Consider the following 22363-nt stretch of genomic DNA (forward strand, 5'->3'; position numbering starts at 1 on the left):
TCACGAGCAGGAGGGAATCGTTCAATGATCGCAGGCATTTCCAGCAAACGTGCAAGGCGTTTTGCGTCACGGGTCTCGCTCTTTGCCGGGGCCATGATGATGGCTGTCCCGGCCCAGGCCGACGAACTGCGCGACGCGGTCGCGGCCGACATGCCGGGCCTGATGGAACTGTACCGCGATCTCCACGCCCACCCCGAACTCAGCTTCCAGGAAGTGAAGACCGCGGCCAAGCTGGCGGCGCGCATGCGCGAACTGGGCTTTACCGTGACCGAGCAGGTCGGCCGCACCGGCGTCGTCGCCGTGCTGGAGAACGGCGAAGGCCCCACCGTCATGCTGCGCGCGGACATGGACGGGCTGCCGGTGGTCGAACAGACGGGCCTGCCCTTCGCTTCGAAAGAGGTCGCGGTGCCGGCCTCGGGCGTGGAGACCGGGGTCATGCATGCCTGCGGGCACGATACCCACATGGCGGCCTGGTACGGCGCGGCGATGCAACTGGTCGAACGGCGCGATAGCTGGTCGGGCACGCTGGTCATGATCCTCCAGCCGGCCGAGGAACTGGGCGAAGGCGCGCTCGCGATGATCGAGGACGGCCTCTACACCCGCTTCCCCAAGCCCGATTACGTGATCGCCTTCCACGACGCGGCGCAGTTCCCCGCCGGGATGATCGGCTATTCCCCCGGCTTCGCCCTGGCCAACGTGGACAGCGTGGACGTCGTCATCCCCGGCGTCGGCGGCCACGGCGCCTATCCGCACACGACGCGCGACCCGATCGTGCTCGCCAGCGCGATCGTGATGAAGCTGCAGACGCTGGTCAGCCGCGAATCGAGCCCGCTCGAACCGGCGGTGGTGACGGTCGGCAGCTTCCACTCGGGCGCGAAGCACAACATCATCTCCGACGAGGCGCGGCTCCAGCTCACCGTGCGCTCCTACACCGACGAATCGCGCAAGCTGCTGCTCGACGGGATCGCGCGGATCGCGCGCGGGGAAGCGATCGCCGCCGGGATGCCGGAAGACCGGATGCCGGAGGTGACGGTGCAGGAACCCTATACCCCGGCGACCTACAACTCGCCCGACTTCACCGAGGACGTGATGGCCGCCTTCCGCGAACGCTTCGGCCAGGACCGGGTGCAACAGGTGCCCTCGGTCATGGGCGGGGAGGACTTCAGCCAGTACCTGCGCGCCGATCCCGAGGGGGTGAAGTCGCTGATCTTCTGGGTCGGCGGCGTGCCGCAGGAACAGTTCGATGCCGCGCAGCGGGGCGAGGCCACGCTGCCTTCGCTGCACAGCCCGTTCTGGGCGCCCGACGCGGAGAAAGTGATCGCGACCGCGGCCGAGGCGCTGACCGCGGCGACGCTCGACCTGATGCCGGCAGCGGGGGGCTGAGCGGCGCCGGGGCGGGGCGCTAGAGCTCCAGCCGGGTTCCGCTGCGTTCGGCCGAGCGTTCGAGCAGGGCACGCGCCTGGCGCGCGCGGCGGTCCCGCAGCTGCTCCAGCAGGGCGCGCTGCTGGCTCGGCGAGAGGCTCTCGAACTCCGCGCGCGTCATGCCCAGCGCGGTGTAATCGACGACCGGGCCGGCCCCCGCGCCGCCCACCGCGCCGCCGCCGCGGGCAGGCTGCCGGCCGCTGCCCAGCTCGGTCACCGCGACCCGGTCCATCGGCGCGCCGAACTCGCCGCCGGCATCGCCGTGGTCGAAACGCGCGGGGCGCTGGCGCGGCCGGGCCCCGGCGGCGTTGATCAGGCGGGGCTTGCCGTACTTGCGGGCCTCGGCCTCGGCCAGGCGGGTCTGCTCCTCGCGGTCGTCGATCGTCTCGGCGACCGCGGCGCGGTTCTCCCCGTCGGCGAAGATCGCCAGGGTGCCCGTCAGGCACACGGTGATCACCGCGAAGTGCCTGTATACCTTGGCATTCAGTCCGGTCGGGCTTGCGCGACGTGCCATTGCGCCCGCCTAGGGGGGAAAGGTTAAGATCGCCGCAACGCGGGCCGCCGCCACCCGCCGCCGATACAAGACGACCGCCGAAGCCCCGAAGGACCCCGACGGCCGTGCTCTCCTCCCCAGGAGACTGTGAGCAGGCTCAGCTGTAGGTGCCGAGCCGGTGGTGCAATGCGTTGATGCGGGCGAGCTCGTCGCGATCCTCGACCGTGCGGGCGTGGCTGGCCAGCGCGGCGCGCAGGAGCTTGAAATCGGCGGTCGAGAACAGGGCGCGGGCGCGGCCCGGTTCGCGGGGCGGGGCTTCGGTGGTCGTCATCGTGCCTCTCCTTCAGGCGGTGTCGCGGCGGCGGGGGACGGTGCCGCCGCGATCGGGTTGCGAACGCCGGTCAGGCGGCCGCGAACTGGTTCATCGTGTTGTGTTCGCCGCCGGCTTTCAGGGCGGCTTCGCCGGCGAAGTACTCCTTGTGGTCGTCGCCGATGTCGCTGCCGGCCATGTTCTGGTGCTTCACGCAGGCGATGCCCTGGCGGATCTCCTCGCGCTGGACCTGGCGGACGTAGCCGAGCATCCCTTCTTCGCCGAAGTAACGCTTGGCGAGGTTGTCCGTGCTCAGCGCCGCCGTGTGATAGGTCGGCAGGGTGATCAGGTGGTGGAAGATGCCTGCCTCGCGCGATGCGTCCTTCTGGAACGTGCGGATGCGCTCGTCGGCCTCGGCAGCCAGGTCGGTGCCGTCGTAATCCACGCTCATCAGCTTGTCCCGGTCGTAGGCCGAGAGATCGCGGCCTTCCTCCGCCCAGGCGTCGTAAACCTGCTGGCGGAAGTTGAGCGTCCAGTTGAAGCTGGGCGAGTTGTTGTAGACCAGCTTCGCATCGGGGATCACCTCGCGGATCCGGCTGACCATCCCGCCGATCTGGCCGATGTGGGGCTTCTCGGTCTCGATCCACAGCAGGTCGGCCCCGTTCTGAAGCGCGGTGATGCAGTCCAGCACGCAGCGGTCTTCGCCGGTTCCCTGGCGGAACTGGTAGAGGTTGCTCGGCAGGCGCTTGGGCCGCATGAGCTTGCCGTCGCGCGTGATCAGGACCTCGCCGTTGCCGATCGAGCCCGGTTCCACCTCGTCGCAATCGAGGAAGGCGTTGTACTGGTCGCCCAGGTCGCCCGGCTCGCTGCTATAGGCGATCTGCTTGGTCAGGCCGGCGCCGAGGCTGTCGGTGCGGGCGACGATGATCCCGTCTTCGACGCCGAGTTCGAGGAAGGCATAGCGGATCGCGCGGATCTTCTGCAGGAAGTCCTCGTGCGGGACGGTGACCTTGCCGTCCTGGTGGCCGCATTGCTTCTCGTCGCTCACCTGGTTCTCGATCTGGAGCGCGCAGGCCCCGGCCTCGATCATCTTGCGGGCGAGCAGGTAAGTCGCCTCGGCATTGCCGAAGCCGGCGTCGATGTCGGCGATGATCGGCACGACATGCGTCTCGTGGTTCTCGATCGCGTGTTCGAGCCGCTTGGTTTCGACCGCGTCGCCGCGTTCGCGCGCGGCATCGAGATCGCGGAACATCATGCCCAGTTCGCGCGCGTCGGCCTGGCGCAGGAAGGTATAGAGCTCCTCGATCAGCGCGGGCACGCTCGTCTTCTCGTGCATCGACTGGTCGGGCAGGGGCCCGAACTCGCTGCGCAGCGCGGCGACCATCCAGCCCGACAGGTAGAGGTAACGGCCCTTGGTGCTGCCGAAGTGCTTCTTGATCGAGATCATCTTCTGCTGGCCGATGAACCCGTGCCAGCAACCCAGCGACTGGGTGTAGGCGGCGGGATCGGCGTCGTAGGCCGCCATGTCCTCGCGCATGATCCGCGCGGTGTGGCGCGCGATGTCGAGCCCGGTGGGGAAGCGGTTCTGGATCTTCATCCGGGCCGCCGACTCGGGATCGATCGCATCCCACGGGGCGCCGCGGCTGCCGATGGTGCTGCGAAACTCGTCGATCTTGCCCTGGTACGTCACGTCTAGGTCTCCTGAAAATGTCGGCGGTCGCCTCGGGACCCTTGATGGCAGCCGACAAGCGGAGCGGACAGGAAAACTTACATACTTTGTTGTCCAACTGCGCCGAATGTGGCAATGTGCCGTGTAAAGTTGTAAAGGTATTTACATATGGCGGATGAAGCGGTCTTTGCCGGCCCGGCCCTGCGCCGTTTGCGGCGGCGCGAGGGGCTGACCCAGGCGGCCATGGCCGGGCAGCTGGGCATATCGCCCAGTTACCTCAACCTGATCGAACGCAACCAGCGCCCGCTGACCGCGCGCGTCATGATGCAGGTGGTCGAGCGGTTCGATTTCGATCCGCGCAGCTTGCGCGAGGCGGAGAATGTCGGCGGGGTGGACGGCCTCGCGCGGCGCCTTGCCGACGAACGCTTCGCCCCTTTCGCGATCGACCGCGACGAGATGGCCGAGATCCTGGCCGTGGCCCCGCATTTTGCCAGCGCCTTCGCCACGCTCTACGACAATGCCGGGCAGGGGACCGCGAGCGGGGAAGACCCCCTGGCCGCCTGCCGGCGCGAGATCGAGCGCTGGCGCAACCACTTCGCCGATCTCGACACGGCGGCGGAGGAACTGGCCGACGAGCTGCGCCTGTCGCGTGCCGACCTGGGCGCGGCGCTGACCGAGCGGCTGCGCGAACGGCACCAGATCGCGCTCCGCATTCTGCCGCGCGACGTCATGCCGGACCTCGTCCGCCGGCTCGACCTCCACGCCCGGCAGCTGCAGCTTTCGGAAATGCTCGACCCGGCATCGCGCAATTTCCAGATCGCGGCCCAGCTCGCCCTGCTGGAACAGCGCGACGCGATCCGGGCGCTCGCGGCGGGGGCGGACCTGGCGAGCGAGCAGGCGCGGCGGCTGTTCGAGCGGCACCTGCAGAGCTATTTCGCCGCCGCGCTGATTATGCCCTATGGCCGGTTCCTGCGCGCCTGCGACGCGACCGGCTACGACTTTCCCGTCCTCATGCGCCGCTTCGGGGTCAGCTTCGAACAGCTCGCGCACCGGCTGACCACCTTGCAGCGGGTCGGCCAGCGGGGCCTGCCGTTCTTCATGGCCCGGGTCGACCGCGCCGGCCAGTTTTCCAAGCGCTTCGCCGGGGCGAGCGGGGCGACGTTCTTCGAGGGCGACGCGACGTGCCCGCTGTGGCACCTGCACCGGGCCTTCGACCGCGCGGGCGAGTGGTGCGTGCAGGAAATCGCGGTCGAAGGGGTCGAGGCGCACGACCACTGGCTGACCGTCGCGCGCATGTCGGAAGGCGTGGGTGCGGGCGACGAGGCGCAGTTCTCGGTCGTCGTCGGGATCGAGGCGCGCTTCGCCGGCGAACTCGCGGCCGCGCGCGGGCTGGCCCTGCGGCGCGAACAGGCCCAGCGCATCGGCCCGGGATGCCAGGCCTGCCACGCCGTCGATTGCCGACAGCGCTCGCTGCCGCCGCGCAACGCGCAGCTGGCGTTCGACAGCCACCAGCGCGGGTTCAGCCCCTATCGTTTCAGCGCCCATGCGGCCGGCGACGCTCCGCCTTCGCGCACGCGCGGGTGAACGGCGCGCGGGGGCAGGCTGTAAAGTTTACCGACATTTCACCTCTGGCGCCTATGCCGGCCCGGTATTCGCAATTTTCCGGACCGGACGGGAATGATCCGCCTCTTCAAGCACTATATCCCCCACGCGGTCTTGCTGCTGGGCCTGGTCGATCTGCTGCTGCTCGTCGCCGCCGGCGAGCTCGGCTGGATCCTGCGCGCGTCGCAGGCGGGGATCGACACCGGCCCGCTGGGCGAAAGGGTGGCCCCGCTGGCCGGGTTCGCGATCACGGTCTGGATCGCGATGATCTCGGTCGGGGTGTACGGCAGCGAGGCGCTGCGTTCGATGCGCTATGCCTGCGCCCGCTTGCTGGTCGCAATCAGCCTGGCGATCATCGCCCTGTCGCTGCTCGATTTCCTGATCCCGGGCCTGACCTTCTGGCGTTCGACCCTGCTCTTCGCGATGGTGCTGTCGGCGGCCTTCCTGCTGCTCAATCGCCTCCTGCTCGGCTCGTTCCTCGGTGCCTCGGCCTTTCGGCGGCGCATCCTCGTGCTCGGCGCGGGCCGGCGCGCGCAGCGCCTGCGCGAACTGGGCGACCGCCCCGAAAGCGGCTTCGCGATCGTTTCCTACATCGCCATGTCCGATGGCGAGCGCGAGGTGGAGGAAGCGATCGCCCGCTCTGCCATTCACGACCTCGGCCGGTTCGTCGAGAACCTGGGGGCGAGCGAAGTCGTCCTGGCGCTGGAGGAACGGCGCAACGCCCTGCCGCTCAAGGACCTGCTGCGGATCAAGACGATGGGCGTTCACGTCAACGATTTCTCCAGCTTCCTGGAACGCGAGACGGGCCGCGTCGATCTCGACACGCTCAATCCCAGCTGGCTGATCTTTTCCGACGGCTTTTCGTCCGGCCGGATGTTCTCCAGCGCTTTCAAGCGGGTGTTCGACATCGTCGCCAGCGGCCTGCTGCTGCTGCTGACTTTCCCCGTGATCGCGCTGTTCGCCCTGCTGGTGAAGCTCGACAGCAAGGGGCCGGCGTTCTTTCGCCAGACCCGCGTGGGCCTCTACGGGCAGCCGTTCGACCTGGTGAAGCTGCGCTCGATGCGTGTCGATGCGGAAAAGGACGGGGCGAAATGGGCCGAGCGGAACGATAGCCGGATCACCCGCGTCGGCCGGTTCATACGCAAGACCCGGATCGACGAACTGCCGCAGGTCTGGACCGTGCTGACGGGGAAGATGAGCTTCGTCGGCCCGCGCCCCGAAGTGCCCAAGTTCGTCGCCGACCTGGAGGAGAAGCTGCCCTATTATGCAGAGCGGCACATGGTGAAGCCCGGGATCACCGGCTGGGCGCAGATCAACTACCCCTACGGCGCGTCGATCGAGGACGCGCGGCACAAGCTGGAATACGATCTCTATTACGCCAAGAACTACACGCCCTTCCTCGACCTGCTGATCCTGCTCCAGACCCTGCGCGTCGTGCTGTGGCACGAGGGGGCCCGATGACGGGGCTCGCCGCAGGCTGGCAGTTCGTCGGCTTCTTCCTGCACCTGGCGGGGGCGCTGGCCTGCACGGTCTCTGCCGGCTGGCTGCTGCGCAACCGGCGCGTGGCGATCCCGCACCGCGGGTGGACGCTCGGCGCGCTGGCGGCGACCGGTGCCTGGTGCCTGGCGGTCGCCGCGCTCGGGGCGGGGCACGGGCTGGGCGTGGCCCTGGCCGCCGCGCGCGACGTCGCCTGGATCGCGGTCCTCTACCGCCTCTTCGCCGCGGACGGCCGCCACCACCTGATGCAGCCGGTTCGCCCGCTGGTCTTCTCACTCGTGTTCGTGACCGGGTTGCAACTGGCGATTGCCCTGGCGGCACGCGGCACGCTGGCCAACCCGGATTCGCCTGCCTTCGACATTTCCGCCCTTCTGAACGTGCTGGTGGCGGTCGGCGCGCTGATGCTGGTTCACAATCTCTATGCCGGGGCGGGGCCCGCGACGCGGACGCTGCTGCGCTGGCCTGCGGGCGGCCTGGCGGCGTTCTGGGCTTACGATCTCAACTTCTACACGATCGCCTATCTCGGCGGCACGCTCGACGGGCTGGCGGCTTTCCACGGCATCGTCGCGGGGCTGGTCGGGGCGATCGTCGTCTTCGGCGGCAGTGCCGAGGTGCAGGGGCGGCGGCTCAGCCCGTCGCACGCGGTGGCTTTCCGCACGCTCTCGCTGGTGCTGATCGGGGCCTATCTCGTGGCGATGGCGATCCTCGCGCAGTCGCTCGATCTCCTCGGCGACGGGGTGCAGCGCCTTACCCAGGTCGGCCTGCTGTTCGCGGCAGTCGTGGCCGCGCTCTACTGGCTGCCGTCGCGCAAGCTGCGCGGCTGGTGGAAGGTGACGGTGATCAAGCACCTGTTCGAACACCGTTACGACTATCGCACCGAGTGGCTTCGCCTGGCCCAGACAATGGGACAGGCCGGGCCGGCTCAGGACGGCAGCGACCTCTACGAGCGCGCGACCCGCGCCATGGCGGAAGTGGCGGAGAGCCCTTCCGGACTGCTCTTCGTCCCGGACGAGGATGGTGCGATGGTCCTGGCCGCGCGCTGGAACTGGGCCGAGATCGAGGTTCCGCCGCGCGCGATCCCCGCCCGTTTCGCGGCCGCAGTGGAGAAAGCGGCCCACATCGTCGACGTAGAGGCGCAGCGCGCCCGGCCCGAGGCGTGCGATCCGCCGATCGACCTGCCCCCCTGGCTGCGCGACCTGCCGCGCGCCTGGGCCGTGGTGCCGCTGCTTCACTTCGACCAGCTCCGCGGGCTCGTCGTCCTGGCGAGGCCGCCGATCGCGCGCAAGCTGGACTGGGAGGACTTCGACCTGCTGCGCCTCGTCGGCCGGCAGCTCGCCAGCTACCTCGCCGAACGGGCGAGCCACCAGGCCCTGCTCGAAGCGCGCCAGTTCGACGAATTCTCGCGCCGGATCGCCTTCGTCATGCACGATGTGAAGAACCTCGCCAGCCAGCTTTCGCTGCTGGCGCGCAACGCGGAGCGCCATGCGGACAACCCGGACTTCCGGGCGGACATGCTGGTGACCCTGCGCAACAGCGCGGAAAAGCTGACCGCGCTGATGAACCGGCTGGGCCGTTACCAGTCGGCCGGAAGTTCCTCGCTCGACCGTGTCTCGCTGGGCGCGCTGGCGCAGCGGGTCCGGTCCTCGCTCGGCGATCGCGGCGCGCTGTCGGTGATCGGCACCGCCGGGGTCGAGGTCCTCGCCGACGGGGACGCGCTGGAGCAGGCGATCGGACACCTCGTCCAGAACGCGCTCGATGCCAGCGAAGAGGGGATGCCGGTCTATCTCGACGTTTCCAGCGACGGCGTGCGCGGTCGGATCGACATCGTCGATTCGGGCCCCGGCATGTCGGCGGACTTCGTTCGCGACGGCCTGTTCAAGCCTTTCGTATCGTCGAAATCCAACGGCTTCGGCATCGGCGCCTACGAGGCGCGCGAACTGGTGCGCGCGATGGGCGGGCGGATCGACGTCGATTCGCGGCCCGGCATCGGCACGCGCTTCTCGGTCACCCTGCCGATGTTCGCCGCCGCCCGGATTGCGCGCGCGGGCGGCCACGATGACTCGCGCGGCGACGGATCGGAGGCGGCCTGATGGCGCAGGACAAACCCCGGCTGCTGGTGGTCGAGGACGACGAGGGCCTGCAGGCGCAGCTCAAGTGGGCTTACGAGGATTTCGAGATCGTCGCGGCCCGCGACCGCGAATCGGCGCTCGCCGCGCTGCGGTCCGATGCGCCGCCGGTCGTCACGCTCGACCTTGGCCTGCCGCCCGATCCGGACGGGGTGAGCGAAGGGTTCGCGGTGCTCGACGCGATCATGGCGCTCAAGCCCGATACGAAGGTCATCGTCGCATCGGGCCACTCGGCCCGCGAGAGCGCGCTCGAGGCGATCTCGCGCGGGGCTTACGACTTCTACCGCAAGCCGGTCGATATCGACGAGCTGGGCCTGATCGTGCGCCGCGCGTTCAACTTGTGGGAGATGGAGCAGGAAAACGCGCGTCTCGCGCTGCGCAGCCCGGAAGGCAAGACCGTGCTCGGCAGCCTGATCACCGCGGCGCCCGAAATGATGAAGGTCGCGCGTACGATCGAACGGGTCGCGAATACCGACGTCTCGGTCATGCTCCTCGGCGCGAGCGGCACGGGCAAGGAACTGCTCGCCCGCGGTCTGCACGATGCCAGCGGCCGTGCGGCGGGGCGCTTCGTCGCGATCAACTGCGCCGCGATTCCCGAAACCCTGCTCGAGGCGGAACTGTTCGGACACGAGAAAGGGGCCTTCACCGGGGCGGTGAAAACGACCGAGGGGAAGATCGAGCAGGCCCATGGCGGCACGCTGTTTCTCGACGAAGTGGGCGACATTCCGCTGCCCCTCCAGGTCAAGCTGCTGCGCTTCCTCCAGGAACGGCAGATCGAGCGCCTCGGCGGACGCAGCGCGATCGACGTGGACACGCGGATCGTCTGCGCGACGCACCAGGATCTCGAGGCGATGACGCGCGAGGGGCGCTTCCGCGAGGACCTGTTCTACCGGCTGGCGGAAATCGTGATCAAGATCCCCCCCCTGTCCCAGCGGCCGGGCGATCCCGTCCTCCTTGCAAAGGCCTTCCTCAAGCGCATGGCGGCGGAAATGAACCCGGCGATCAAGGGTTTCGCACCCGACGCCCTCGCCGCGATCGACGCCTGGAACTGGCCCGGCAATGTCCGCGAGCTGGAAAACCGGGTCAAGCGCGCGGTCATCATGGCCGATGGAAAGCTGGTCGGCGCGGCCGACCTCGACCTCGAGGACGCGCTGGAGGAAGAGGCGCTGCCGCTCAATATCAAGAGCGCGCGCGAGCGGGCCGACCGGCGCGTGATCCGGCAGGCACTGTCGCGCAGCGAAGGCAATATCTCGAAGGCGGCAAAGCTGCTCGGGATCAGCCGGCCGACCCTCTACGACCTGCTCAAGCAATACGATCTGCAGGGCTGAGCCGATGGCGGGCAGGGGCACGATCGCGCTGCTGGCGCTGGCAATGGCTGCCTGTTCGCAGCCACAGCCGGCATCCGACCCGGTCGACGCCGCGGTCGCCGCGATGGAGCGGGGCGATCCGCTGGGGGCCGAGATCGCGCTGCGGCGCCAGCTCGACCGCGGCACTGCGCGCGAGGAGCTGGCCGCCTATCTCGGCGAGGCCGAGCTGCTCCAGGGCGACCTGGTGGCGGCGCGGGCCTGGCTGGGAGGCGGCCAGTTCTCGCCAGGCACGCGGGCGCGGGGTTTCCGCATCCTGGGCAGGCTGGAAATGCGCGAGGGCAACCTCGCCGCCGCGGGCGCGGCGTTCGACCGCGCGCTGCGGATCGCGCCCGACGATCCCCGCCTGTGGAGCGATATCGGCCGCCTGCGCTATCTCGGCGGAGAGCAGGCGCAAGCGATCGCGGCGAGCGAGCGCGCGGTGGAACTGGCGCCGCGCAATGCCGAGGCGCTGCACCTGCGCGGACAGCTCGTGCGCGATGCGCACGGAATGGAGGCGGCGCTGCCGTGGTTCGAGGCCGCGCTGGAGGTGGAGCCGGCGAACGTCGATCTCCTCGCGGATAATGCCGCCACGCTGGGCGAGCTTGGCCGCGCGCCGGAAATGCTCGCGCAGGTCCGCGAGATGGCCGGGCTGGCGCCGCGCGATCCGCGCGTCCTGCTCTACCAGGCGGTGCTGGCGGCGCGGGCGGGCGAATTCGGCCTGGCGCGCGACCTCCTCGCGCGCGGGGGCTCTGCCCGGCGGATCGACGCCGCGGCCCGTTTGACCGGTGCCGTCGTCGATCTCGAAACGGGCAACCCTGCCAGCGCGGCGCAGGTGCTCGATCGTCTGCTGCGCGAACAGCCGGACAACCGGCGCGTCCGGCAACTTCTGGTGCGCGCGCTCCACCTCGCGGGCAACAACCGCGAACTGGTCTATCGCTTCGCCGCGGCCGCGCGGGCCGAGGATGCCGACCGCTACCTGGTGCAGACCGTGGGCCGGGCTTACGAGGCGCTGGGCGAACGCGAGCAGGCCGCGCCTTTCCTGGAGCGGGCGGCCGCGCCCATGCCTGACAGCCCGGTCCTGCTGGCAAGCGGCAGGCCCGGCGGTCCGCTCGCACTGGGCGAAGCGCCCAGCGGGATCGAGACACAGGCCTATATCCGCGCGGCGCTGGCGGACGGCAGGTCCGCACAGGCCATGGCCGCGGCCAGGAGCTTCCTCGACCGCTTCCCCGGCTCGGCCGATGCGCGGAGCCTTGCCGGCGACGTGCACCTCGCTGCCGGCCGGCCGCGCGAGGCGATCGAAAGCTATCGCGCGGCGGCGGCCATTCGCCGGCCCTGGCCGCTGGCGCGCCGAATGCTCGCAGCCCACGCGGCCATCGACGATCGCGCCGGGGCGGAGTGGCTCCTGGCCAACCAGCTCGCGAGCGAGCCGGCCAATCGCGAGGCGCTGGCGCTGGCCGCCCGGCTTGCCTTCGAGGACGACTGGCTCGATGGCGCCGAGGCCCTGCTGCGCCGCGCGCTCGCCCTGGGCGGCGCGCAGGACCCCGGGCTGTTGTCGCTCTCCGCGCGGACCGCGGCGCGCGCGGGGCGGCAGGAAGAGGCGAGGGAACTGGCCATGCGCGCATTCCGCCTGCAACGCCGGCACCGCGGCGCGCGCGCGGCGCTCGTGCAGGTCCTGCGCGGTGACGGCGCACCGGCGCAGGCGGCGGTGGAAGCGCTGGCGAGCGCCCCCTAGGCGCGCGGCAGACCCAATGCCCGGGGCGGCTCGACAAGGCGCTGGCAAGGCGGCATGGCCTGCGCCGTGCGCGCTTCGATCCTCCCCCGCATCGATCCGATGGTCAGGCTGCTGGTGGTCGCCATCCTGCTGGCCACCCTCTTGCCCGCGGTCGGGGCTGGAAAGGCGGTCGCGCAGGCGGTTTCGAGCCTCGCGATCTTCCTGCTGTTCTTCCTCAACGGGCTGCGGCTGGCGCGCGGCGATGTCCTCAAGGGTCTGGGGCAGGGGCGGTTCCTGCTGCCGCTGGTGGCCTGGTGCTTCGGCGCGATGGCGCTGGCCGGGCTCGCGCTCTCGCGCCTCGTCGATGGCCACGTGCCGGGCGAAATCGCGATCGGGTTCCTCTTTCTCGGCACGCTGGCGTCCACCGTGCAATCCGCCACGGCCTATACCTCGCTCGCCGGGGGCAACGTCGCCGCCTCGGTCGTCGCGGCCGCGCTGCTGAACATTCTCGGCGTCTTCGTCACGGCCCCGCTCTTCGCCCTGCTGGGCGGGTTCGCGACGGTCGACGTGGGCTGGGGCGCGCTCGGACGGATACTGGCGCTGCTGGTCCTGCCCTTCGTGCTCGGCCAGGCGCTCCAGGGGCTGGGCCGCGCCTGGGTGACGGGGCATCCGCGGCTCGTGACCTGGCTGGACCGCGCGGCCATCGCGATCGCCGTCTATGTCGCCTTCTCGGCCGCGGTCGAACAGGGCATCTGGCAGGCGCTGGGCGCCTGGCAATGGATCGTCGTCGGCGCCGCGCTGGCCGGCCTGCTGCTGTTCGCGTTCGGCGGGGGCTGGCTGCTCGGGGGCGCGCTGCGGCTGCCCCGGGCGACCCGCATTTCCTTCATGTTCGCCGGCGCGCACAAGAGCGTGGTGAGCGGCGCGCCGATCGCGCTGATCCTGTTCGGCGCGGAGCGGGCGGGCCTGATCCTCGTGCCGCTGCTCGCCTATCACCTGTTCCAGCTGATCGTTTCGGCGCCGCTCGCTACGCGTCTGGCGATGCGTTCCCGCCCGTCGGAGTGACCGGCTGACGGCGGTTGTGGCGCACCGACCAGGCCAGCGAGATCAGGATCAGCGTCGCCCCGATCAGGCCGGTGATCGTTTCCGGAACGTGGAAGCGGGCAGAGAACAGCATGATCCCGCCCAGCGCGATGATCGCCCAGAAAGCCCCGTGTTCGAGGAAACGGTACTGCGCCAGCGTGCCTTTCTCCACCAGGTGGATCGTCATCGAGCGCACGAACATCGCGCCGATCGACAGGCCGAGCGCGATCACGATCATGTTGTTCGACAGGGCGAATGCGCCGATCACGCCGTCGAAGCTGAAGGAGGCGTCGAGCACCTCGAGGTAGAGGAACCCGCCCAGGCCGCTGCGCACCGCCGCGCCGGCCAGTCGCTGTTTCTCTTCGTGGATCTCGAGGATCTTGTTGACGCCCTGCACGGCGATGAAGGTGACGAGGCCCAGGATGCCGGCGACGAGGAAGGTCAGGGCCTCTTCCGGCTCCAGCATCGCGGAAATGCCCCACAGGACCAGCAGCAGGAACGCGATCTCCGCCGCCGGGAGCGCGGCGAAGCGCGACAGGTGCCGCTCTATCACCGCGATCCAGTGAATGTCCTTCTCGTTGTCGAAGAAGAACTTCAGGCCCACCATGGCCAGGAAAGCCCCGCCGAAACCGGCGATGCCGACGTGGGCCGAGCTCACGATAGCCTCGTACTCCTGCGGCCGGTTGAGCGAGAGGTCGATCGTGTCGATCGGCCCCAGCCCCGCCGCGATCGCGACGATGGCGAGCGGGAAGACGATGCGGGTGCCGAACACCGCGATCGCGATGCCCCAGATCAGGAAGCGCCGTTGCCAGACCGGGTCCATGTGCCGCAGCACAGTGGCGTTGACCACGGCGTTGTCGAAGCTGAGCGAAATCTCGAGGATCGAGAGGACCAGGATGATCCACAGCATCGACAGCGTGCCGGCGAGCGTGCCGGTGCTGGACCAGCCGTACCAGATCCCCAGCGCGAAGCAGGTCGCGGTGAAGACCAGCGAGAACTTGTAGAAGCGAAGCAGCGTGGCCATGCGGCGATCCCGTGAAATGGACGGCTGGAACGAGGCGGCGGACCGGTCACCGCGCCGGCTAGGAAATCCGGCGCCGGAGCGCAAGTTCCCGTGCGGGCTACTTCGGCTGGTAGGTCTGCGCCTCGCCGGGGAACGATCGGTCGCGGACTTCCGCGGCATAGGTCGCGGCGGCCCGGGAAATCACCTCGGCCATCTCCTCGTAGCGTTTCACGAAGCGCGGCACGCGTTCGAACATGCCCAGCATGTCTTCGCAGACGAGGACCTGGCCGTCGCACTGGGCCGAGGCCCCGATCCCGATCGTCGGGCAAGAGACGCCCTCGGTCACCGAGATCGCGATCGGTTCGACGACGCCTTCGACCACGATCGCGAAGGCCCCGGCCTCGTCCAGCGCCTTGGCATCGCCGACGATCTTCTCCGCCTCCGCATCGCTGCGCCCGCGGGCGGCATACCCGCCGAGGACGTTGACCGCCTGCGGCGTCAGTCCGACGTGGCCCATCACGGGAATGCCGCGCTCGGTCAGGAAGGCGACCGTCTCGGCCATGGCTGCGCCGCCCTCCAGCTTGACCCCGGCAGCGCCGCTTTCCTTCAGCAGGCGCGATGCGCTCTCGAACGCTTGCCGGGGCGATGCCTCGTAGCTGCCGAAAGGCATGTCGACGATGACGACCGAGTGGTAGCTGCCGCGCACGACCGCGGCGGCGTGGTTGGCCATCATTTCCAGCGTCACCGGGATCGTGGAGGGCAGGCCGTAGATTACCTGGGCCAGCGAATCGCCGACCAGCAGCAGGTCGCAATGCTCGTCGAGCAGCTGGGCCTGGCGGGCGGTATAGGCGGTCAGCATGACGAGCGGCCGCTCGGTCACGCCGTCTTTCTTGCGCTGGCGTATCTTCGGCACGGTCAGCCGGCGCATCGGCTGCGGCGTGGGCGTGGCGCGGCTGGTCGCGGTATCGAGCTGGAAGGTCGTGGACATGCCCCGGTTCTAGCGGCGTTGGGGGCAAGCGCCAACCGCGCCCTTGGCCTTTGGTCGAAAACTTGCAACAGGGCTTTCAACAGGGGCAGAATCGGTGAGAGGGAGAGATACCGGGATGGTCGCAAGTGCAGGTGCGCAAGCAGGTGAGCAGGGCTGGTCCTCGCGCACGGCATTCATCCTGGCGGCCGTCGGCGCCGCCGTGGGTCTCGGCAACATCTGGCGTTTCCCGACGCTTGCGGGCGAAAACGGGGGCGGGGCCTTCGTCCTTGTCTACCTGGTCTGCGTCCTCCTGATCGGCCTGCCCCTGATGCTGTCCGAATTCGTGGTCGGCCGGGCGGGACAGTCCGACGCGATCGGCTCGGTCACCCGCGTGGCGGAGGAATCGCGCGTTTCGCGCAAGTGGCGCCTTTTCGGCGGGATCGAGATCCTCGCCGGGTTCCTGATCCTCTCGTTCTACTCGGTCGTCGCCGGCTGGGTCCTCTATTACATCTGGCTCTCGGGCGGCGATTTCTTCGGCAACCTCTTCGCGGGCGAACCGCTGCGGGGCGCGTTCTCCGACGTGGGGCAGGATGCCGTCAGCGGGATGATGGGCGAGCTGTTCGCGAGCCCCGGCCGCCTGATCGGGGTCCACGCCCTGTTCATGGTCGCGACCATCACCATCGTCGCCAGCGGGGTGCACGACGGAATCGAGAAGGCGGCCACCTGGCTCATGCCTGCGTTCTTCTTCCTTCTGCTCGGCATCACGATCTACGGCGCGTTCACCGGCGACTTCGAACGGGCGCTGGCCTTCATGTTCACCCCCGATTTCTCCAAGCTCACGGCCCCCGCGATCAACGAGGCGCTGGGCCAGGCGTTCTTCTCGCTCAGCCTCGCCTCGGGCGCGCTGATCACTTACGGCGCCTATGTCGGGCGCGAGGTGAACCTGGCGCCCACCGCGGCCACGATCAGCGTTGCCGATACCGGCGTGGCGCTGATCGCGGGCCTGATGATCTTCCCGATCGTCTTTGCCGTCGGCCTGGACCCTTCGGCCGGCCCGGCGCTGATCTTCCAGTCGCTGCCGGTCGCGTTCCAGACGATGCCCGGCGGCTCGCTGATCGGGCTGCTCTTCTTCGTCCTGATCTTCTTCGCCGCCCTGACCAGCTCGATCTCGCTGCTCGAAGGGCCCACCGCCTGGGCGATCGACCGCTTCGGCCTGCGCCGTCCCGCGGCCGCGATCATGATCGGCGGCGGGGCCTTCGTCATCGGCATTGCCTGCGCGCTGGGATACAACGTCTGGTCCGACGTGCGCCCGCTCGGCTTCTGGAGCATTTTTGCCGAGGCCGACATTCTCGATACGCTGGACGGCTTTACCGGCAAGCTCATGCTGCCGCTGGCCGGCCTGCTGATGTCGATCTTCGTCGGGTGGAAGGCCGATCGCCGGCTGGTCGAGATGCAGAGCGGCCTGAGCGGGGGGCTGTTCCTCGCCTGGCGCTTCCTGGTCGCCTGGGTGTGCCCGATCGCGGTGGCCCTGATCCTGGTCTTCGGCCTGTTCCCCGAACTGCTGGTATAGCTTCACGCCGCTGTCGTCTCCGCCGCGCGCGGCGGCGATGCGGGAAACATGCATCGAATCGCGGCCTCGTGCGTTGCAGGGGGGACCCCCGGTGGGAAATGCCCGCCGCTGGCGGCCAGGTGGCCGGCCGAAAGGCCGGGACCGAGGCCGGTTTCTCCCCTGGACGAACGGAGCCGCAATGCGAGAGCCCGACAGTTCCGAGATGGAAGCCCCCGAGACATTGCCCGGGGTCGGCGAGGCCATCTGCAATTGCCGCGCCTGCCCCATCGGGGCGCTCGACAACCGAGCCGTCATGGGCGAGGGCCCGCGCGACGCGCCGCTGATGATCGTCGGCGAACAGCCGGGCGATGTAGAGGATCGCGCGGGCCGGCCCTTCGTCGGGCCGGCCGGGCGCCTGCTCGACCAGCGGCTTGCAAAGGCCGGCATCGAGCGCGAGCGGGCCTATCTCACCAACGCCGTGAAGCATTTCAAGTTCGTCCGCCGGGGCAAGCGGCGGCTGCACAAGTCGCCCACGACCGGAGAGATCGACACCTGCCGCTGGTGGCTCGAACGCGAACGCGCGATCGTCGCGCCGCGCCTCGTCCTGGCGCTGGGCGTCAGCGCGGCGCGCGGGGTGCTGGGCAAGACGGTCCGCATCTCCCGCTCGCGGGGGGAGGGGATCGCGCTCGGCGACGGGGCGGAAGCCTGGGTCACGGCCCATCCGTCGTACCTCCTGCGGTTGAGCGGCGGGAAGAAGGCGGAGCAGGAGCGGCTTTTCGATGCCGACCTGGCCGCGGTGAAGGATCGCCTGGAGGAACTGACCCGATGAGCCACCGCGCCGGCCCGCGCCTTTTCCACTCCCGGCCGCCCGGGGGCGCCCTTGGCTGAGCGGGGCGCCGGCATCTCGCGCCGCATCGGTCGTTTTCGCGGCGACTTGCGCTTGGCTGCCCTGCTGATCGTGGCCGGCATCCTGCTGGCGGGGCGCGGCTGGCTGGCGGACCACCCGCAGCACAATCCCTGGGCGCCGCTCGACCTCGACGACCCGCCGGGATGGACGACGCGCACGAAGCTGCTCGCGCTGAAGGACGACCTGGCCGAATGCCGCGCGGTGCTGGAGCGCAGCGATGTTTCCTTTCGCGCGCTGGAGAGCCAGGGAGAGGGCGCCTGCCACCGCCCCGACCGCACCGTGATCGAAACGCTGCCGCTTGCGCCGCGCGTACCGCCCACGACCTGCCCGGTGGCGGTCGGGCTGGAGCTATGGCTGCGCGATATCGTCCAGCCAGCCGCGCGCCGCCACTTCGGCGCCGAGGTCAGCCGGATCGAGCACATGGGCGCCTATAGCTGCCGCCGGCTCTACGGCCGATCCGAAGGGCGGTGGAGCGAACATGCGACCGGCAACGCGATCGACATTGGCGGTTTCGTGCTGGAGGACGGACGCCGGATCAGCGTGCTCGGCGACTGGCCGGGGGAGGGGGAGGCGGCGCAGTTCCTGCGCGAGGTGCGCAATGGTGCCTGCCCGCTGTTCGCGACGGTCCTTTCGCCCGATTACAACGCGGCCCACGCCAACCATTTCCACTTCGACCAGTCGGGCCGCTACACCGGGGTCTGTCGGTGAAGGTTCGCGCGGTGGGCGATCAGGCGGCCTGGGCGAGCTGCAGTTCGAGCCGGTCCCAGATCTCGACCAGCGCGGCGGTCAACTCGTCCATCATCGCCTCGGTATGGGCGGGGCCGGGGGTGAAGCGCAGCCGCTCCGTGCCGCGCGGAACGGTGGGGAAATTGATCGGCTGCACGTAGGCGCCGTATTCGGCGAGCAGGATGTCGCTGATCTTCTTCGCGCGGACCGGGTCGCCGACCATCAGCGGGACGATATGCGTCTCGCTCGCCATGACGGGCAGGCCGGCGGCGGCGAACTTGGCCTTCAGCGTCGCGGCGTTGCGCTGCTGCGCCTCGCGCTCCTCGCTCGAATCCTTCAGGTGGCGAACCGCGGCCAGGACGCCGGCGACGAGCACGGGGCTGAGCGAGGTGGTGAAGATGAACCCCGGGGCATAGGACCGGATGCAGTCGATCACCTTGGTGTCGGCCGCGATGTAACCGCCCATCACGCCGAACGCCTTGCCCAGCGTCCCTTCGATAATGTCGATCCGGTGCGCGGCCTCGTCGCGTTCGGAGATGCCGCCGCCGCGTTCCCCGTACATGCCCACCGCGTGGACTTCGTCGATATAGGTCAGCGCGTTGTACTTTTCGGCCAGGTCGCAGATCGCGTGGATCGGCGCGACGTCGCCGTCCATCGAATAGACGCTTTCGAAGGCGATGACCTTGGGCGTTTCCGGCGCTTCGGCAGCCAGCAGTTCCTCGAGATGGGCGATGTCGTTGTGGCGAAACACGCGCTTCTCGCAGCCGGAATTGCGGATGCCGGCGATCATGCTCGCGTGGTTCAGCTCGTCGGAAAAGATCACGCAGCCCGGCAGGAGCTTGGCCAGCGTGGAGAGCGTGGCGTCGTTGGAGACGTAGCCGCTGGTGAACAGCAGGGCGCCTTCCTTGCCGTGCAGGTCGGCCAGCTCGCGCTCCAGCTCGATGTGGAAATGGGTGTTGCCCCCGATATTGCGCGTGCCGCCGCTGCCCGCGCCGACATCGTGCAGGGCGTTTTCCATCGCCTCGATCACCTTGGGGTGCTGCCCCATCGCGAGGTAATCGTTCGAACACCAGACGGTGATCGGCTTCGGCCCGTTGTGCCCGGCGAAGCAGCGCGCGTTGGGATAGGCGCCCTTGTTGCGCAGGATATCGATGAAGACGCGATAGCGGCCCTCGGAATGCAGGCGGTCGATCGCCTGGTCGAAGATCTGGTCGTAATTCATCGCTCGCTCGGTCTTCGTCGCTGCAACAGCGGCCGCTCCGGGCCGGCATTTAGGCCCCTGTGCCCGCCATTTCCACCGCGATCTTTGCGAAAGGTTCGCATTTAGAACCGGTCGAGCCGCTCGATCCCGCGCGCGGCGAAGGCCGGGGCGAGCCCGGTGAAGTCTTCCAGGCCGCCGGTCGTGACCGCGCGGTCGGGTTCGGCGCGCGCCATCGGCTGCCCTTCGACGAGATGCGCGATTCGCCGGGCGATCCCTTCCGCCCCGTCGACGAGACGGGTCGCGGCGCCGAAGGCCGCCTGCAACTCGTCGCGCAGCAACGGGAAATGCGTGCAGGCGAGCACGAGCGTGTCGATCCGGTCCCCGCCGGCCTGTTCGCGCAAGCCCGCGGTCGCCGCCGCGATTGCCGCCGGATCGACCGCGTGTCCGCGCAGCTTGGCCTCTGCCGCCCCCACGAGGCCGGGGGCCGGATGACGCAGCAGGGTCCGTCCGGCGGCGAAGGCCTCCTCCAGCTTGTCGACATAGGCCTGGCGGATCGTCGCCTCGGTCCCGAGCAGCCCGATCACCCCGGTGCGGGTGAGCGCCGCCGCCGGCTTGATCGCGGGAACCGTGCCGACGACGGGGATCTCCAGCACCTCGCGGACCATCCCCAGCGCGATCGTGCTGGCGGTGTTGCAGGCGATGCAGACGAGGCGCGGATGCCACCGTTCGGCCATCCGGCCGAGAAGGCCGCAGACCCGGGCCGCGATCTCCGCCTCGCTTTTCGCGCCGTAGGGCAGGCCGGCAAGGTCGGCGGCATAGATGACGGGCACTTCGGGCCGCACCCGCCGCAGCGCGTCCAGCACCGTCAGTCCGCCGACGCCCGAATCGAACAGCAGGACGGGGGAATGTGCAGAAATGTCCAAACTCGCTCCGTTCGCGCGGGGACGTGAAGGTCCGCTATTGCTTTGCCGCTGCGCCTATTGGAAGTAACCCGCTTCGACAAGCGATTGGCGCTGGGCCGGGAGGTGGCGTGGAAACGGGTCTGACAACTGCGATCGTGCTGGCGGCGGCGCTGGGCTATGCCTGCGGGTCGATCCCGTTCGGCCTGCTGCTGACGCGGATCGCCGGGATGGGCGACGTTCGCAAGATCGGCAGCGGCAATATCGGCGCGACCAACGTGCTGCGCACCGGGAACAAGGGGCTGGCGGCGGCGACGCTCCTGCTCGACCTGGCCAAGGGCTTCGTCCCGGTCATGCTCGCCGGGCGCCTGTTCGCCATGCCCGGGGCGATGCCGGAAGCTGCCATCGGCCCCGTGCCCGTCGCGGCGCTCTTCGCCGTGCTCGGCCATTGCTTCCCGGTCTGGCTCGGCTTTCGCGGGGGCAAGGGGGTGGCGACCAATGCCGGGGTCAGCTTCGGCCTCGCCTGGCCGATCGGGCTTGCCTATGCGCTCGTCTGGCTCGGCATTCTCGGCCTGACGCGGATCAGCTCGCTCGCGGGGATGAGCGCGGTCTGCGCGGCGGCGATCGTCGCGGCCGTCATGGGCTACCTGCCCTTCGTGCCGGCCCTCGCGCTGATCGCCGTGCTGGTACTGTGGCTGCACCGCGCGAACATTCGCCGCCTTGCCGCCGGGACCGAGCCGAAGGTCGGCACCGGCAAGTGAGCGGCCTCTCGCAGCCGGAAGCCTTCGCCCGCATCAGGCTGCTGCGTTCGCCCAACATCGGCCCGGTCTCCTACGCCCAGTTGCTGGCCCGATTCGGCACGGCGGAGGCGGCGATCGAGGCTTTGCCCGAAGTGGGCGCGCGGGCCGGGCGTGCGGGGCGCGCGGCCCCGGTGCAGACCATCGCCCGCGAGGTCGAGGCAGCCCGCGATCACGGCGCGCGATACCTGTTCCACGACCAGCCCGGCTATCCGCGGCTCCTGAGCCGGATCGAGGGCGCGCCGCCGATCCTGCTCTATCGCGGCGACCTCTCGTTGGCGGAGCGGCCCTGCGTCGCGATTGTCGGCGCGCGCAATGCCTCGGCCGCCTCGTCGAAGCTGGCGCGCGATTTCGCCGCCGCGCTGGCGGGTGCCGGCATGACCGTCGTGTCCGGGCTTGCCCGCGGGATCGACGGGGCCGCGCACTGCGGGGCCATGCCGGCCACGATCGGCGTGATCGCCAGCGGAATCGACATCGCCTACCCCCGGCAACACGCCGAACTGCAGGCCGGGATCGCGGCGCAGGGCCTGCTGCTGGCCGAGCAGCCGCCGGGGACCGAGCCGCGCGGCAGCCACTTCCCCAGTCGCAACAGGATCATCGCCGGGCTCGCCGCCGGGACGCTGGTGGTCGAGGCCGCGCCGCGTTCGGGCTCGCTGATCACCGCCCGCCTGGCGGCCGAGGCCGGGCGCGAGGTCATGGCGATCCCGGGCAGCCCGCTCGATGCCCGGTCGCAGGGATGCAACCAGCTCATCCGCGACGGCGCCGTCCTGGTGCAATCGCCCGAGGAGGTGATCGAGCTGCTGACCGGGTTCGACGGCACGCCGCGCACCGCCCTGGCCGAAGCGCCGGCGGATTTCGCTTTCGAGGCCGCGGAGCTGGCCGATGCCCGGCCGGCCGCGGTCGACAGCCTGCTGTCCAGCGTGCCTGTCAGCGTGGACGAGGTGATCCGCCAGTCGGGGGAAACGCCGGCCGCGGTGCACCTGGCCCTGCTGGAGCTGGAGATCGCCGGCCGTCTCCAGCGGCACTCGGCAGGGCGCGTCAGCCTAGCCGGGGGGTGA

The 22363-nt window shown here is 69.7% G+C and carries 19 protein-coding genes; 12 read left to right on the top strand and 7 right to left on the bottom strand.

The features are described 5' to 3' along the window. The first annotated feature begins 93 nt into the window (after nt 1–93). Complete coding sequence (locus tag T8T98_RS06245; RefSeq protein ID WP_237486795.1) at nt 94–1383, top strand: amidohydrolase; 1290 nt, start codon at nt 94–96, stop codon at nt 1381–1383. Between the two features lie 19 nt (nt 1384–1402). Here T8T98_RS06245 and T8T98_RS06250 read toward each other — a convergent pair whose 3' ends face one another. The 3 genes from T8T98_RS06250 to T8T98_RS06260 form a co-directional block, all read right to left on the bottom strand. After that, on the bottom strand, nt 1403–1936 hold the full coding sequence (locus tag T8T98_RS06250) for a hypothetical protein (RefSeq protein WP_251105743.1): 534 nt from the start codon (nt 1934–1936) through the stop codon (nt 1403–1405). Nucleotides 1937–2072: 136 nt separating this feature from the next. Beyond that, a complete protein-coding gene (locus T8T98_RS06255; protein ID WP_202388934.1) occupies nt 2073–2246 on the bottom strand; it encodes a hypothetical protein in 174 nt (57 codons plus the stop codon). A 70-nt stretch (nt 2247–2316) separates the two neighbouring features. Next, nucleotides 2317–3915 (bottom strand): isocitrate lyase, encoded by a 1599-nt coding sequence (locus tag T8T98_RS06260; RefSeq protein ID WP_160732776.1) that lies wholly within the window; start codon nt 3913–3915, stop codon nt 2317–2319. 147 nt (nt 3916–4062) lie between these two features. Here T8T98_RS06260 and T8T98_RS06265 point away from each other — a divergent pair, with 147 nt between their 5' ends. The 6 genes from T8T98_RS06265 (at nt 4063) to T8T98_RS06290 (ending at nt 13238) form a co-directional block, all read left to right on the top strand. Continuing rightward, a complete protein-coding gene (locus T8T98_RS06265) occupies nt 4063–5478 on the top strand; it encodes a helix-turn-helix domain-containing protein (protein WP_251105742.1) in 1416 nt (471 codons plus the stop codon). Nucleotides 5479–5571: 93 nt separating this feature from the next. After that, nucleotides 5572–6957, top strand: coding sequence for a TIGR03013 family XrtA/PEP-CTERM system glycosyltransferase (locus tag T8T98_RS06270; protein WP_251105741.1), 1386 nt, complete (start codon nt 5572–5574; stop codon nt 6955–6957). Further along, complete coding sequence (gene prsK / locus T8T98_RS06275) at nt 6954–9083, top strand: XrtA/PEP-CTERM system histidine kinase PrsK (protein WP_251105740.1); 2130 nt, start codon at nt 6954–6956, stop codon at nt 9081–9083. Before T8T98_RS06270 ends, prsK begins: the two co-directional genes overlap by 4 nt. Continuing rightward, entirely contained in the window at nt 9083–10447 is a 1365-nt protein-coding gene (gene prsR, locus T8T98_RS06280; RefSeq protein WP_160732780.1) for a PEP-CTERM-box response regulator transcription factor, read from the top strand. The genes prsK and prsR overlap by 1 nt, the downstream gene beginning before the upstream one ends. Before the next feature lie 4 nt (nt 10448–10451). Further along, nucleotides 10452–12197 (top strand): tetratricopeptide repeat protein, encoded by a 1746-nt coding sequence (locus tag T8T98_RS06285; RefSeq protein ID WP_251105739.1) that lies wholly within the window; start codon nt 10452–10454, stop codon nt 12195–12197. 54 nt (nt 12198–12251) lie between these two features. After that, on the top strand, nt 12252–13238 hold the full coding sequence (locus tag T8T98_RS06290; protein WP_251105738.1) for a bile acid:sodium symporter: 987 nt from the start codon (nt 12252–12254) through the stop codon (nt 13236–13238). Here the strand turns inward: T8T98_RS06290 and T8T98_RS06295 are convergent. Together T8T98_RS06295 and panB are read right to left on the bottom strand one after the other, a co-directional pair. Continuing rightward, the gene (locus T8T98_RS06295) at nt 13201–14280 is read right to left on the bottom strand and encodes a DUF475 domain-containing protein (RefSeq protein WP_160732783.1); all 1080 of its coding nucleotides are present in this window, start codon (nt 14278–14280) and stop codon (nt 13201–13203) included. The two genes, T8T98_RS06290 and T8T98_RS06295, sit on opposite strands and share 38 nt — an antisense overlap. Before the next feature lie 97 nt (nt 14281–14377). Further along, nucleotides 14378–15247, bottom strand: a complete 870-nt coding sequence (gene panB, locus T8T98_RS06300) for a 3-methyl-2-oxobutanoate hydroxymethyltransferase (protein ID WP_251105737.1) — start codon at nt 15245–15247, stop codon at nt 14378–14380. Nucleotides 15248–15362: 115 nt separating this feature from the next. Here panB and T8T98_RS06305 point away from each other — a divergent pair, with 115 nt between their 5' ends. From T8T98_RS06305 to T8T98_RS06315, 3 genes are all read left to right on the top strand, one after another. Then, nucleotides 15363–16796: a sodium-dependent transporter gene (locus T8T98_RS06305; RefSeq protein WP_251105736.1), complete on the top strand. Its 1434-nt coding sequence runs from the start codon at nt 15363–15365 to the stop codon at nt 16794–16796. Nucleotides 16797–16974: 178 nt separating this feature from the next. Then, nucleotides 16975–17604, top strand: coding sequence for a UdgX family uracil-DNA binding protein (locus T8T98_RS06310; RefSeq protein ID WP_322295870.1), 630 nt, complete (start codon nt 16975–16977; stop codon nt 17602–17604). Nucleotides 17605–17655: 51 nt separating this feature from the next. Then, the gene (locus T8T98_RS06315; protein ID WP_251105735.1) at nt 17656–18390 is read left to right on the top strand and encodes an extensin-like domain-containing protein; all 735 of its coding nucleotides are present in this window, start codon (nt 17656–17658) and stop codon (nt 18388–18390) included. Between the two features lie 19 nt (nt 18391–18409). Here T8T98_RS06315 and hemA read toward each other — a convergent pair whose 3' ends face one another. Together hemA and murI are read right to left on the bottom strand one after the other, a co-directional pair. Beyond that, complete coding sequence (gene hemA / locus T8T98_RS06320; RefSeq protein WP_160732787.1) at nt 18410–19630, bottom strand: 5-aminolevulinate synthase; 1221 nt, start codon at nt 19628–19630, stop codon at nt 18410–18412. Nucleotides 19631–19731: 101 nt separating this feature from the next. After that, nucleotides 19732–20526 (bottom strand): glutamate racemase, encoded by a 795-nt coding sequence (gene murI / locus T8T98_RS06325; protein ID WP_251105978.1) that lies wholly within the window; start codon nt 20524–20526, stop codon nt 19732–19734. Between the two features lie 113 nt (nt 20527–20639). On the opposite strand from murI, the gene plsY reads away from it, so the two are divergent. Beyond that, nucleotides 20640–21269 carry a glycerol-3-phosphate 1-O-acyltransferase PlsY gene (gene plsY, locus T8T98_RS06330; protein ID WP_251105734.1) on the top strand — a complete coding sequence of 210 codons (630 nt, stop codon included), beginning with the start codon at nt 20640–20642 and terminating at the stop codon, nt 21267–21269. Further along, nucleotides 21266–22363: a DNA-processing protein DprA gene (dprA, locus tag T8T98_RS06335; RefSeq protein WP_251105733.1), complete on the top strand. Its 1098-nt coding sequence runs from the start codon at nt 21266–21268 to the stop codon at nt 22361–22363. Before plsY ends, dprA begins: the two co-directional genes overlap by 4 nt.

Source organism: Pelagerythrobacter marinus, assembly GCF_034375205.1.
In the GTDB taxonomy this organism is placed as follows: domain Bacteria; phylum Pseudomonadota; class Alphaproteobacteria; order Sphingomonadales; family Sphingomonadaceae; genus Pelagerythrobacter; species Pelagerythrobacter marinus.

Bases quoted from the DNA above. Each gene is read 5' to 3' on its own strand.
- T8T98_RS06245 (WP_237486795.1), top strand. From the start codon at position 94: ATGATGATGGCTGTCCCGGCCCAGGCCGACGAACTGCGCGACGCGGTC.
- T8T98_RS06250 (WP_251105743.1), bottom strand. From the start codon at position 1,936: ATGGCACGTCGCGCAAGCCCGACCGGACTGAATGCCAAGGTATACAGG.
- T8T98_RS06255 (WP_202388934.1), bottom strand. From the start codon at position 2,246: ATGACGACCACCGAAGCCCCGCCCCGCGAACCGGGCCGCGCCCGCGCC.
- T8T98_RS06265 (WP_251105742.1), top strand. From the start codon at position 4,063: ATGGCGGATGAAGCGGTCTTTGCCGGCCCGGCCCTGCGCCGTTTGCGG.
- T8T98_RS06270 (WP_251105741.1), top strand. From the start codon at position 5,572: ATGATCCGCCTCTTCAAGCACTATATCCCCCACGCGGTCTTGCTGCTG.
- prsK (WP_251105740.1), top strand. From the start codon at position 6,954: ATGACGGGGCTCGCCGCAGGCTGGCAGTTCGTCGGCTTCTTCCTGCAC.
- prsR (WP_160732780.1), top strand. From the start codon at position 9,083: ATGGCGCAGGACAAACCCCGGCTGCTGGTGGTCGAGGACGACGAGGGC.
- T8T98_RS06285 (WP_251105739.1), top strand. From the start codon at position 10,452: ATGGCGGGCAGGGGCACGATCGCGCTGCTGGCGCTGGCAATGGCTGCC.
- T8T98_RS06290 (WP_251105738.1), top strand. From the start codon at position 12,252: ATGGCCTGCGCCGTGCGCGCTTCGATCCTCCCCCGCATCGATCCGATG.
- T8T98_RS06295 (WP_160732783.1), bottom strand. From the start codon at position 14,280: ATGGCCACGCTGCTTCGCTTCTACAAGTTCTCGCTGGTCTTCACCGCG.
- panB (WP_251105737.1), bottom strand. From the start codon at position 15,247: ATGTCCACGACCTTCCAGCTCGATACCGCGACCAGCCGCGCCACGCCC.
- T8T98_RS06305 (WP_251105736.1), top strand. From the start codon at position 15,363: ATGGTCGCAAGTGCAGGTGCGCAAGCAGGTGAGCAGGGCTGGTCCTCG.
- T8T98_RS06310 (WP_322295870.1), top strand. From the start codon at position 16,975: ATGCGAGAGCCCGACAGTTCCGAGATGGAAGCCCCCGAGACATTGCCC.
- hemA (WP_160732787.1), bottom strand. From the start codon at position 19,630: ATGAATTACGACCAGATCTTCGACCAGGCGATCGACCGCCTGCATTCC.